General features: G+C 55.5%; 10 protein-coding genes. All 10 read left to right on the top strand.

What is annotated here, in order from left to right; all coding sequences use genetic code 11:
- Window positions 1-66: 66 nt before the first annotated feature.
- The 10 genes from OZX70_RS05120 to argR all read left to right on the top strand — a co-directional run bounded on the left by OZX70_RS05120 (window position 67) and on the right by argR (window position 12,821).
- Window positions 67-1,098, top strand: coding sequence for an RNA methyltransferase (locus OZX70_RS05120; RefSeq protein WP_277179574.1), 1,032 nt, complete (start codon window positions 67-69; stop codon window positions 1,096-1,098).
- A 160-nt stretch (window positions 1,099-1,258) separates the two neighbouring features.
- Window positions 1,259-2,326 (top strand): phenylalanine--tRNA ligase subunit alpha, encoded by a 1,068-nt coding sequence (pheS, locus tag OZX70_RS05115; RefSeq protein WP_277179572.1) that lies wholly within the window; start codon window positions 1,259-1,261, stop codon window positions 2,324-2,326.
- Window positions 2,327-2,333: 7 nt separating this feature from the next.
- Window positions 2,334-4,937, top strand: coding sequence for a phenylalanine--tRNA ligase subunit beta (pheT, locus tag OZX70_RS05110; protein ID WP_277179570.1), 2,604 nt, complete (start codon window positions 2,334-2,336; stop codon window positions 4,935-4,937).
- Between the two features lie 98 nt (window positions 4,938-5,035).
- A complete protein-coding gene (locus OZX70_RS05105; protein WP_277179568.1) occupies window positions 5,036-5,920 on the top strand; it encodes a hypothetical protein in 885 nt (294 codons plus the stop codon).
- Between the two features lie 247 nt (window positions 5,921-6,167).
- Entirely contained in the window at window positions 6,168-7,295 is a 1,128-nt protein-coding gene (argC, locus tag OZX70_RS05100; protein ID WP_277179565.1) for an N-acetyl-gamma-glutamyl-phosphate reductase, read from the top strand.
- Window positions 7,292-8,473 carry a bifunctional glutamate N-acetyltransferase/amino-acid acetyltransferase ArgJ gene (gene argJ, locus OZX70_RS05095; RefSeq protein ID WP_277179563.1) on the top strand — a complete coding sequence of 394 codons (1,182 nt, stop codon included), beginning with the start codon at window positions 7,292-7,294 and terminating at the stop codon, window positions 8,471-8,473. Before argC ends, argJ begins: the two co-directional genes overlap by 4 nt.
- Before the next feature lie 100 nt (window positions 8,474-8,573).
- Complete coding sequence (gene argB / locus OZX70_RS05090; protein WP_277179561.1) at window positions 8,574-9,566, top strand: acetylglutamate kinase; 993 nt, start codon at window positions 8,574-8,576, stop codon at window positions 9,564-9,566.
- A gap of 107 nt (window positions 9,567-9,673) precedes the next feature.
- Window positions 9,674-11,011: an acetylornithine transaminase gene (locus OZX70_RS05085; protein WP_277179558.1), complete on the top strand. Its 1,338-nt coding sequence runs from the start codon at window positions 9,674-9,676 to the stop codon at window positions 11,009-11,011.
- A gap of 239 nt (window positions 11,012-11,250) precedes the next feature.
- Complete coding sequence (gene argF, locus OZX70_RS05080; RefSeq protein ID WP_277179556.1) at window positions 11,251-12,216, top strand: ornithine carbamoyltransferase; 966 nt, start codon at window positions 11,251-11,253, stop codon at window positions 12,214-12,216.
- Entirely contained in the window at window positions 12,213-12,821 is a 609-nt protein-coding gene (gene argR, locus OZX70_RS05075; RefSeq protein WP_277179553.1) for an arginine repressor, read from the top strand. Before argF ends, argR begins: the two co-directional genes overlap by 4 nt.
- Window positions 12,822-12,839 lie beyond the last annotated feature (18 nt).

Here is a 12,839-nt window from a genome sequence, read left to right as displayed (position 1 = left end):
CAAGTCAAACTCGCGTGAACTATTCTGCTTGAATCAATGGCAATGACTTCGCGTAAAGTATGAGCTATGCCTTTTAACCAGCACATTATTGATAATCCCAAAGCCGAACGGGTGAAACGTGTCGCGGAACTTGAAAAACCCAAGGGCCGCAAGAAAGCTGGAAAGTTCCTTATCGAAGGGCCGCAATCGGTGCGGGAAATCGTGCGGTGGATGCCTGATGCGGTCGAGGATTGCTATGTACAGATGGACGAGCGGCAGGTAGGGTTGCTTTCGCCAGTGGTCAAGGAAATTTCTCGTGAGGCCTACGAACAGGGACTATATATTCATCAGGTGACCGGCGATGTCATGCATCGTATAAGCACGGATGCGCAGGGTATCGTTGCGGTCGGCAATCTGGAAACCATAGAGAACCGCATGGCTCAAACGTTTGAGCAAGGCACGGCCGGTGACGTTGACGATGCGAAAGTCGTTCATAATGTTGTCACCCGGGGAACAGAGTTATTGACCGGTGCCGAAGTAAGCGAAAATGAGATTAGCGCAAGTTCAGTATCGACTAGAAGCGAGTCGGATTCCTTTCAATCTGGCGATACGGTGGCCGCATTCTGGCAGATACGCGACCCCGGAAACGCGGGAACGGTGATTCGTTCCGCCGATGCCGCCGGATGCCGAGCGGTGATTTTCGTGGACGATTGTGTCGACCGATTCAATCCGAAGGTCATCCGTTCCACGGCTGGTTCTTTGTTCCATCTGCCGGTGGTGACGATGAGTACTGATGAATTCTTTGCATGGACAGAAGAACAGCATCGTGAAGTAATGGCCGCTGACGTCTACGGCACCGAAAGCATTAAGCCGGAATCGCTGATCGACGTAATTGAGCAATATCCGAAGTCCAATAAACATGGCCAAAGTGGAGATTCTTCTCAAACGATTTTGTTCGGCAATGAGGCTCGCGGATTGCCGAATGATGTGCTGGAACGTGTGCAGCGCATCGTCTCGATACCCCTGTATGGCAAAGCCGAATCGCTCAATCTTGCGACCAGCACTTCGGTGATGCTTTTTACGCTTGCCATGGCTCGCGACGCTGCACAACGTCGCTAAAACCGGTTTCCTTATTGCGTGACAGTAAGCTCAAACGGACACGGCGCTATGTCGAGTCATATTGAAACAATGAAAAGGCTGTAAACGCTTGTGATTCATGACTTTTGCGCGTGTAATCCCAACGTTTCAAGGTTTGGAAAAATTGAAGGAAAGGGTACTCGTGGCACAGAGTGCATCATTCGATGCCGGAGCGGTGACCGATGCGGTCTCCGAAGGCATCTCGAAAATTAAGAGTGCCTCCACCATGGAGGAGCTCAAAGCCATCAAGACGGAGTACGCCGGGGCTGAGTCAGCGATGACTCAGGCTAGCCGTGCCATCGGAGGCTTGCCAAAGGACGAGAAGAAGGGTGCCGGCCAGCTTATGGGCAAGCTGCGTGCCGATTTCGGACGTGCCTATGGACTCAAGGAAGCTCAAGTCAAAGCCGCGGAAGAGACGCGTCAACTCGCCTCCGAAACCGTCGACATGACTTTGCCGGTCAACCGCAAACCACTGGGTGCCCGTCACCCGCTGCCCAAACTGATGGAGGACGTTGAAGACCTCTTCATCTCCATGGGTTGGCAGATTTCCGCGGGCCCCGAAGTGGAGACTGAGTGGTACGACTTTGACGCGCTGAACTTCGGCCCCGACCATCCTGCCCGTCAGATGCAGGATACCTTCTACGTCAAGGGCAATCAGGCCAAGGACGCCGCCGGATTCGTGGGTTCCAATATGGTTCTGCGCACGCAGACCTCCTCCGATCAGGTTCGCGCACTGTTGACCCGTGGCGTGCCGCTTTATATCGCTTCGCCTGGTCGCGTGTTCCGTACTGATGAACTCGACGCGACGCATACGCCCGTCTTCCACCAGTGCGAGGCGTTGGCCGTCGACAAGGGCCTGACGATGGGCGATCTCAAGGGTGTACTCGACAAGCTCGCCGTTTCGATGTTTGGTCCAGAGGCCAAGAGTCGCCTTCGCCCGAGCTACTTCCCGTTCACCGAGCCCAGCGCCGAACTGGACCTGTGGTTCCCCGACAAGAAGGGTGGCCCCGGCTGGATCGAATGGGGTGGCTGCGGCATGGTCAATCCGAACGTGCTGCGTTCCGCTGGCCTTGATCCCGACGTCTACACCGGCTTCGCATTCGGCGTGGGCATGGAGCGCACGCTGCTGCTGCGCCACGATATCAACGATATGCACGACCTCGTCGAAGGCGACGTGCGTTTCAGCAAACAGTTTGTGATGGGGGAGTGAACCAATAATGCCAATGGTAGATATTGACTGGCTCAAGGAGCACGTCGAGGTTCCGGCCGGTCTTACATACGAACAGCTTGCCAAGGACCTGGTTCATGTCGGCCTTGAGGAAGAGGAGATCCACTCCTCGCAGGTCACTGGGCCGATTGTGGTCGGCTATGTGGTCGACTGCACGCCCGAGCCGCAGAAGAATGGCAAGACCATCAATTGGTGCCATGTCGACGTCGGAGACAAGTACAACGACACCGACGAGAACGGCAACAAGGTGCCGCGCGGCATCGTCTGCGGCGCGCCGAACATGGCGGCCGGCGAGAAGGTCGTCGTCACGCTTCCTGGCGCGGTGCTTCCCGGCGATTTCAAGATCGAGCCGCGCAAGACCTATGGCCATATCTCCAACGGCATGTGTGCCTCGGAACGTGAGCTGGGCTTGGGTAGCGACCACAGCGGCATCATCCTCCTGAACCATTACGGATTCAGCAAGGAAGAGGTCGACGCGCTGAAACCCGGCGACGACCTGATGCACGTCCTGCATCTTGACCAGCCGGTGCTCGAAATCAACATCACGCCGGATCGCGGCTATACGCTTTCCTATCGTGGGGTGGCTCGTGAATATCATCATTCGACTGGCGCGGCGTACACCGATCCGGCCATTGAGCTCAACGAAAAAGCACCGAAGGGCGTCGAGGCCAGCAAGGCCGATATCCAGGTCGAAATTGAGGACAACAACCCGATTCACGGCGTTCCCGGATGCGACCGCTACTATGCGCGTACCGTGCGTGGTTTTGACCCCGCGAGCCCGACACCCAACTGGATGCGTCGCCGTCTGATTCGCGCCGGCATGCGCTCGATCTCGTTGGCCGTGGATGTCACCAATTACGTGATGATGGATCTGGGCCAGCCGATGCACGCCTACGATCTCGACAAGATCTGCGGGCCGATTGTCGTTCGCCGCGCCAACAAGGGCGAGACTCTCACTACACTCGATGGCAAGAAGCATGATCTGAGTGTCGAGGATCTGCTCATCACCGATTCGCCCGAAGGCAAGCGTGGCTCCCGTATTCTGGGTCTCGCCGGCGTTATGGGTGGTCTTTATGGAGAAGTCACCGCAGACACCAAGAACATCCTTCTTGAGTCCGCACACTTCGACCAGGTGACCATTGCCCGTTCCGCACGTCGTCACAAGACACCCTCCGAGGCTTCAAAGCGCTACGAGCGCGGCGTCGACTACGCGCTGCAGCCAGCTGCCGCACAGATGGCCGCCGACCTGATGGCCAAGTACGGTCGTGGCGAGCCCTCAGACACACCTATCGATGTCGACCACACGCAACCGCGCGAGGCCATCGATTTCAAGTTCACCGAAACCAAGCGCCTCACCGGACTTGACACCTCCGATAAGCGCATCCGCGAGATTCTCGAAGACATCGGCTGCAAGGTCAGCGACGGTAAAGAGGAAGGCCACATCTCCGTGGTTCCTCCGACATGGCGTCCCGATCTCACCATGCCTTGCGACTTGGTTGAGGAAATCGCGCGTCTCGTGGGCTACGACGAGATTCCCGTCACCATGCCTCCCGCCCCTGTTGAGGGTGAAGTCGGGCTGACCCCCGACCAGCAACGTCAGCGTGACGTGGCCAATGAGCTCGCTGAATACGGCTTGGTGGAGACGTTGAGCTATCCGTTCGTTGGCGATGCCGACTTCAAGGCGTTCGGCTACGACCCCGACGAAATCAAGCCGGTAAGCGTCGAAGTCGCCAACCCGTTGGCTGGTGACCGTCCGTATCTTCGTCGTGACGTTCTGCCGACGCTCGCGCAGACCGTGCAGCGCAACCTGCGTCGCGGCCTCGAGAATATCTCGCTCTACGAAATCGGCCATGTTTATCTCTGGGACCCGAACGCTCCCGCAATTCCGGCTTTGCCTGGTGGGCAGCGTCCGAGCGAAGAGCAGCTGAAGGCTCTTGATGCCGGTCTTCCTGAGCAGCCGCTGCATGTCGCCGCGATTCTTACCGGCAAGGCCGTAGAAACCGGCTGGCTCGGTGAAAGCCGCGATGTCGATTACAGCGATGCTGTCGAAGCGATGAACCGCGTCGCTGACCGTCTTGGTGCCAAAGTCCAGATCGTTCAGCCAGAGCCACAGGACGTGCCGATGCAGTGGCATCCGGGTCGTGCCGCCAAAGTCATGGCAGGCGACACGTTTGTCGGCATGGTCGGCGAGCTGCATCCGCATGTCAACGCGGCACTTGGCTTCCCGGAGCATTCCGCGGCCTTCGAGCTGAACCTGACCGCGCTATTCGGCACGCTGAGCGGCAAGCCTGTGCAGGCCAAGCCGATTTCGACCTTCCCTCCGGTCAAGCAGGATCTCGCTTTCACGGTTCCTGACAGTGTCACTGCCGCGCAATTGCAGCAGGCCATCGTCGAGGCCGCAGGCGACAACCTCGAGTCCATCGAGATCTTCGACGTGTTCTCCGGCAACCAGCTCGGCGAGCATCAGAAGTCGCTTGCCTATTCGGTCACATTCCGCTCTCCGGATAAGACGCTGACCAGCGACGACACGGAGGCCATCCGCAAGGCTATTGTCGATAAGGCAGAGACGATTGGTGCGCAATTGCGTGCCTAATGGATTAGTCCTAAGAATTCTTGGGAATTGAACGATATGGAGTCTGCGTGCCGAAAGGTTCGCAGACTCCACGATTATCTACATGATTTTGGAGTGGCATGATGAATGAATCTCAGAACCCGTTCAATGAGAATGGCACGGATAACGGGAATTCGCCGACTCGTGCCAACCCTTCCGCGAGGCAAGCTCCGGAATATTTGTCATCTGGCAATTCGCAGAATCCGCAGGGAGTACAGGGTTCAAGCGCTTCGAATGTGGCCCCTACCTCCAATGGTTCAAAGCAGAATCAGCCGGAGTATGGTCAGGTGAAGGTTCCGGAGTATGGTGCCATGGCCAGCCAATTCTCTCCGGAATACAATCCGTACGTCTACGGCAAGCCCGAGGAGAAACCCAAAACCCAGAATCAGAATCTCAACCAACAAAATCCGCAGATGAATCCTCAGGGTGGCCAACCCAGTCCGCAAATGGGCCGCGGATATGGCAATGGCATGGGTCCGTATCAGGGCAATCAGGAAAATGCTCCTTATTGGGGACCCAACCAGATGCAGGGCGGATACGGCAACAATCCGAACAATCCCTATGGGCAGCCATATAACAATGGGCAGATGGGTGGCCCTGGAACCCCTGGTTATCAGCCGGATATCCGTAACGGGGTTGATATGAACGACCCCGTTCAGAACCCCCTCAAAGGCCATTGGGATTCGATGGCGATTCTTTCCGTCATCCTTCTGTTCCTGCCGATTACATTCCTGCCTGCCATCACCGGCGCGGTTTCGATGTGGCGCACCAAGAAATACCATATGAAGGGCTTTTGGGTGGCAACGGTGTGCATGGTGCTCGGGGTCATAGCAACGCTTTTCGAGCTGTGGCTGTTTTCGAAGGGAATCTCCGTCAATGATCTTTCGCAGCAATTGCTGAATCAATACGGTTCCGGATCAGGTGGTTCGAGTGGTTCAAATGGCGGCGGCTCGGTAAGCGCATAGTTTTCGAACTTTTTGCATATGCGGAAAGACGCTTCGAAGTATTCGTTATTCTAGGATGTTCTTGCTCGAAGGAATTGACAAGAACATCCTTTATATTTTCTGAAATCACGACAGATACCAAGAAAATAACTGATTTTAGAACCGAAACAATAAATAGATACTAAAAAGTGTCCATTATTTGGATGTATAACTATGCATTGTAATGAATATATGTAATCTAGCATCATCTTGAAGAAAGGTGATGGCCATGAGCAAATACACGGTGGCAGTGGCGGGTGCCAGCGGTTATGCCGGGGGAGAGATGCTGCGTATACTCGCCGAGCATCCTGCATTCGAAGTGAGGACGGTGACGGGGGACTCATCAGCAGGAGACAAACTTGGTCATCATATGCCGCACATCCCGAAGTTTAAAGACATGGTCATCGAACCCACAACGCCTGAAGCGCTCAACGGTCATGACATCATCGTTCTGGCTTTGCCTCACGGGGTTTCCGGAGCGTTGGCGGAAAATCTCCATGCCAGTTGCGCGATGGTTGATTTGGGAGCCGACCACAGGCTTGAATCCGACGCAGCTTGGGCGCAATACTATGGCGGCGATTTCCATGAGCCATGGGTTTATGGCATGCCTGAGCTAATCGTCGGAAAGGATTCCGATGGGGGATACCGGCGTCAGCGTGAACAATTGCCTGGTGCCTCATTGATTGCGGGGCCGGGATGCAACGTCACTGCGGTCACCCTTGCCTTCCAACCGGCTTTGGCGCAGGGACTTGTGGAACCCGATGATATTGTGGCCGATCTGGCTGTCGGATACTCGGGGGCCGGAAAAAATCTCAAGCGGACGAACCTGCTGGCGGCAGAGGCGTTTGGTTCCGCCACTCCATATTCGGTGGGCGGCGTTCACCGCCATATTCCCGAGATTGTGCAGAATCTCGAGCATGCGGCCACAGCCTTAACCGATAATGGTCATTCCGATTTGGGATTTCCGGATACATCCGACACGACTATCAACGTTGGTTTCACGCCGATACTAGTGCCGATGGCGCGTGGCATTCTCGCGGTGGTTTCGGCGAAGCTCAGTGACAAAGGCGAGATGATGAGCGAGGAAAGCATCCGCGAGGTTTTCGCCAAAGCCTATCAAGGACAACAATTCATTGAACTGTTGGACGTCGGTGACATGCCGGCTACGGCGAATGTGCTGGGTTCCAATGAGGCACAAGTCCAAGTCGCCGTTGATAAGAATGCCAAGCGCCTCTATGGTTTCGCGGCCATCGATAACCTCAACCGCGGAACGGCAGGGCAGGCGGTGCAATCGCTGAACATTGCGCTCGGACTTCCGGAAGATCAGGGACTGACAACGATAGGAGTGGCGCCATGAGCGTGACATTTGCAAAGGGCTTTTCGGCAGCCGGTGTCAATGCCGATATTTCGTCCAACAAGACGAAAAGCGACCTGGCGTTAGTCGTCAACAATGGGCCGCTTGATGCCGCGGCCGGAGTATTCACCTCGAACCGTTTCTGCGCTGCTCCGGTGCAATGGTCACGTAAGGCCATAGCCGACGGACATATCAAGGCGGTCGTGCTCAATTCCGGAGGTGCCAACGCCTGCACTGGCGAGTCTGGATTGAGGCAGAGCGAGGCTACAGCGGCAAAGGTCGCCGATATTCTTGGTGGTGAGCCCTGCGTTGAAGCCAATGACATTGCGGTGTGTTCGACAGGTTTAATCGGCGAATTGTTGCCTCTGGATAATGTGCTGTCCGGTGTTGACAAGGCTCATGGAGTCTTGAACGATAGCGTTCAAGCCGGTATCGATGCGGCAACGGCTATCATGACCACCGATACCAAACCGAAAACGGTAAAGCTGGAAGGCTCCGGTTACCGCGTGGGCGGCATGGTCAAAGGTTCGGGCATGATCGCGCCTCAGCTGGCCACGATGCTCTGTGTCATTACCACCGATGCTGTGGTCGATTCCTCTCAGTTGCAATCGGCCTTGGTCGACGCCACTGATAAGTCGTTTAACCGCATCGATGTGGACGGTTGCATGTCCACCAATGACACGGTGCTGCTGCTTGCTTCCGGCGCTTCCGGCGTGACGCCAGATCCGCAGGAATTTACGGGGTTGGTTGATGACGCATGTGCGAGCTTGGCACGTCAGATTATCGGTGACGGCGAAGGTTCCAGTCACGATATCAAAGTTACGGTAAGTGGAGCGGAGACCGAGGACGCGGCGTTGGCCTGTGCTCGTGCAGTCGCTGGATCGAATCTTCTCAAATGTGCCATTTACGGCAACGACCCGAATTGGGGACGCATCGTCAGCTCTCTTGGCACGGTTCCGGTGGATGTGGCGGCTTACGATTCGCAGGCTGTCACCGTTGACATCAATGGTGTTCGTGTCTGCGAGCATGGCGGTGCCGGAGTCGACCGTTCACAAGTGAAGATGAATGAACGCCAGGTCGATATCGATATCGACCTCAATAACGGTGAGGAAACCGCGACGGTATGGACTGACGATCTTACCCACGAATATGTGCATATTAATGCCGACTACGAGTCCTGATGTTTTCGAACCCAAGGAATCGTTCAACTTATCTTCAAATATGCAAATAATCTTCAATACAAGTTACGCAACGTATCGAAGATACGAGTGAAGGGCGAACATGGCGACTGGTAAAGCCAAACAATCCAATCAACCGGCGGATTCGGCTGACAACACTATAAAAACCGACGAAAACACGTTCGACGTTCACCACGACCTGAAGGACGAACAAAAGGCCGAGGTGCTGATTGAAGCGTTGCCGTGGCTCGAGGAATTCGCTGGCCAGCGCATCGTCGTGAAATACGGCGGCAATGCCATGGTCGACGAACATCTGAAACGTTGCTTTGCCGAAGACATGGTTTTTCTGAGGCAGGTCGGTATGTACCCGATTGTCGTGCACGGTGGTGGTCCGCAGATTTCAAGTATGCTCAAGGATCTTGGCATTCATTCTGAATTCAAGGCCGGTCTGCGCGTCACCACACCGGAAATCATGAAAGTCGTGCGGATGATTCTTACAGGTTCGGTTTCGCGTGAACTCATCGGACTCATCAATGCTCACGGACCTCATGCCGTGGGGCTTTCCGGCGAGGACGGATCGCTGTTCGGGGCCAAAAGGTATCGTCCGGTCATCGACGGGGTGGAAACCGACATCGGATTGGTGGGCGAGGTCACGGAAGTCAACCCTTCGGCGGTGGAAAGCCTGATTGAGCAGAATCGTATTCCCGTGGTCTCCTCAATTGCCCCGAACGCGGATGATCCCACCCAAGTCTTCAACGTCAACGCCGATTCTGCGGCGGCCGCGCTTGCGGTGGCACTGCACGCCCGCAAGCTCGTCATTCTGACCGATGTGGACGGGCTCTATGCCGATTGGCCCGACAAAAATTCGCTGATCAGTTCCATCGGTGTCGACCGTTTGCGTGAGGTTTTGCCGAAGCTGCAAAGCGGAATGGTGCCCAAGATGCGTGCCTGCGTGCGTGCCTTGGATGGAGGGGTGCCGCGCGCGCATATCATCGACGGCCGTCAGCCGCACTCGATCTTGAACGAGGTATTCACCAGCGCAGGAATCGGCACCATGGTTGTGCCGGGTGACGGTATGAAGTTGCGACGAGAGTAAAAGCACGTTTGATATCGGAACGTAATAACGATATTTATTGACAGATGCAAATATTAAACGGCATCATTATATTAATGTAATGCAAAAAACTTGGAAAGTGCGACAACATGAATAACGACAGTCAATACAAAACAGACGTTGAAAAGGTAAGCAAAGGCACCATCCCCGCAACGACGGCAATCGGCGTCGAAAGCAATCAATGGATCAATACCTACGAGCAGGTGCACACCCACGCATTCGGCACGCCGTTGCGCGTGATGGACCATGGCAAAGGCATGCGCATCTGGGATGTGGACGGCAACGAATACCTCGATTTCCTCGCTGGCATCGCCGTCAATTCGCTGGGCTACGCACACCCAAAATGGGTGAAGGCGGTCAGCGAACAGGCTGGCAAAGTCGCGCATATCAGCAACTATTTCGCTTCGGTTCCACAGGTCAAGCTGGCGCAAAAGCTGCTTCAGGTTTCCGGTGCGCCAGAAGGCTCGCTCGTCTATTTCGCCAATTCCGGGGCCGAAGGCAACGAGGCCGCGATGAAAATGGCCAAACTTTACGGCAAGACTCTGCCGGGAGGCGATCCAGAACACAGCGGCGCCCCGGCCCGAATCCTCGCTCTGACCAAGGGATTTCATGGGCGCACGATGGGCGCTTTGAGCGCCACCTGGAAGCTCTCCATTCGCGAGCCTTACAATCCCTTGCTTCCGGCGGTTCAGTTCGTTGAAGCCGGAAACCTTGAGGCCATGCAGGCCGCGTTCGACCAGACTGGCAAAGACGGTGTCGGTCCTGTGGCCGGAGTGATGCTCGAACTTATTCAGGGAGAGGCCGGCGTACGTCCACTCGACCGGGAATATGTCAAGGGCATTCGTGAACTGTGCGATCAACATCACGCGCTGATGATCATCGACGAAGTGCAGACCGGCATCGGCCGCACCGGCAAATGGTTCGCTTTTCAGCGTGACGATCTTTCCGGCGGTGTCACTCCCGACATCATCACCTTCGCCAAAGGTGTGGCCGGCGGCTTTCCGATGGGCGGCATGATCGCGTTCGGCAAGCCATTGGCTTCCCTTTTCTCTCCAGGACTGCATGGTTCGACCTTCGCCGGTGGCCCTCTGGCGACCACTGCCGGATTGACCACGTTGCAAGTCATCGAAGAAGACGGGCTGGTAGCCAACGCCGAAGCCCGAGGCATACAGCTGCGCGAAGCCGTGATGGCTTGCGGCAACCCGCTGTTCGTTTCCGTACGCGGTCGCGGTCTGCTCAATGCCATCCAGCTGGCACATCCGTGTTCGCACGCCGCGATGAACTGGGCTCTCGATCACGGTCTCATCGTCAACGCGGTGGCTCCAGATGCTCTGCGCCTTGCACCTCCGCTGATTGTCAGTAGCGATGATGTGGACCAGGCGATAGCGATTCTCTCCGAAATCCCGTCCGACTTGTCTAATGACTGAGGGCAAACGGTTCAATATATCGGTGCAATCGGCGCTAAAGCTGTCAGTTTTCAGAGTATCGTCTTTCGCGTTGGGTTAGTCTATGTGCCGCAGGCCAACGTCTGGCAGCATCTATGAGTCACAAAATCGTTTTCATAAATAAATAATTCATAGTATATATACCAATATGCGGATAGATCTTCAATATTTCGGTTTTATGCGGTATATTTTAATAGTCAAATCAGTAAAAGGAGATGGTTATGGCAGATCAGCTTCGGCATATGCTCCGCGATGATGATGTTACCCACGACGAGCAAAAGGAAATCCTGGAACTGGGTATGAAGTTCTGGAAAGACCGCTATTACCACCGTCCTTTCGAAGGACCTCAGGGTGTCGCAGTGATTTTCGACAAGCCCAGTACGCGCACACGTTCCAGTTTTTCCGTGGGCGTCGCCGAGCTTGGCGGTTATCCACTGGTCATCGACAAGTCTGGTTCCCAGCTCGGTCGCGGTGAGCCCGTCGCGGACACCGCCCGCGTGCTTACCCGCATGACCAGCGCCATTGTCTGGCGTACGTTTGGACAGGATCGAGTGGAAACGATGGCGGAATATGCCACTGTTCCCGTAGTCAACGCTCTGACCGACCAGTTCCATCCCTGCCAGATTCTCGCCGATTTTCTCACCATCGCGCAGCATCGCGGGGGAGTCGACGCGCTTGCCGGCCAAACCATCGCCTATCTGGGCGACGCCGCGAACAACATGTCCAACTCCTATCTGCTCGGTGGCGCGACCGCCGGCATGAACGTACGTGTGGCAGGCCCGCAAGGTTTCCTTCCTGACCCGCAGATCGTCGCAGATGCCAAACGAATAGCTGCACAGAACGGCGGTTCGGTTCTGGTGACCACCGACCCGCGCGAAGCCGTGGCCGACGCAGATTGTATTTTCACCGATACATGGGTGTCGATGGGCGAGGAAAACGAGTATGCGGTCCGTTCCAAGCCGTTCTGGAATTATCAGGTAAACGACGAGTTGATGAAACTCGCCAAGCCTGATGCGCTTTTCCAACACTGCCTGCCGGCCTACCGCGGCAAAGAAGTCACCACATCGGTGATCGACGGCCCTCAATCAGTGGTATGGGACGAGGCCGAAAACAGGTTGCACGCCCAGAAAGCCTTGCTGACTTGGCTGATCGGAAAACTTCGAGATGACAAGGATTTGCTTCAATGAACGATACTGAGGATAGCGATATTTCGGCCGATATCAATCACGATTCGGCTGATTCTGCTGGAGTTTCGAAAGGTGCAGGAGAACAGGGCGTGGAGACCAAACTGCAGCATCCTACAAACAGGACGGCTCGTCTGAGTGTCATCCAGGAGATTCTTTCCAATTCAGTGGTTTCTTCGCAGGGGCAGCTTCTTGATCTGCTTGCTGATAGAGGCATCGAGGTTACGCAAGCCACATTGAGCCGCGACCTCGATGAGATGAAAGCAGTGAAGACAAGGCTCAAAACCGGCGAAATGGCCTATACCCTGGGTGTCGAACCCGAATTCGATGACGTCACTGCCGAAAAAATCGACCAGCAGCTTTCCCGTGGTCTTTCGGGATTGATTACCTCGGCTGCGGCTGCGCGTAACTTGGTCATTGTTCACACCCCTTCCGGTGCGGCGCAATACATGGCCAGCGTCATCGACAAGCAACCTATTGACGGTATTCTGGGCACGGTCGCCGGTGACGATACGGTGCTTTTGGTCTGCAATGACGACGAAGCTGCCGTAGGACGGATGCAGTGGCTGCTTGACATCGTTTCGCGAAAGCAAGACGTATCGCGCTAATAACTTGTAATGGAAAAT

The organism is Bifidobacterium sp. ESL0732 (assembly GCF_029395535.1).
Classification (GTDB): domain Bacteria; phylum Actinomycetota; class Actinomycetes; order Actinomycetales; family Bifidobacteriaceae; genus Bifidobacterium.
The sequence above is the reverse complement of the archived record's forward strand: the minus strand, read 5'-3'. Positions and strand labels throughout refer to the sequence as shown.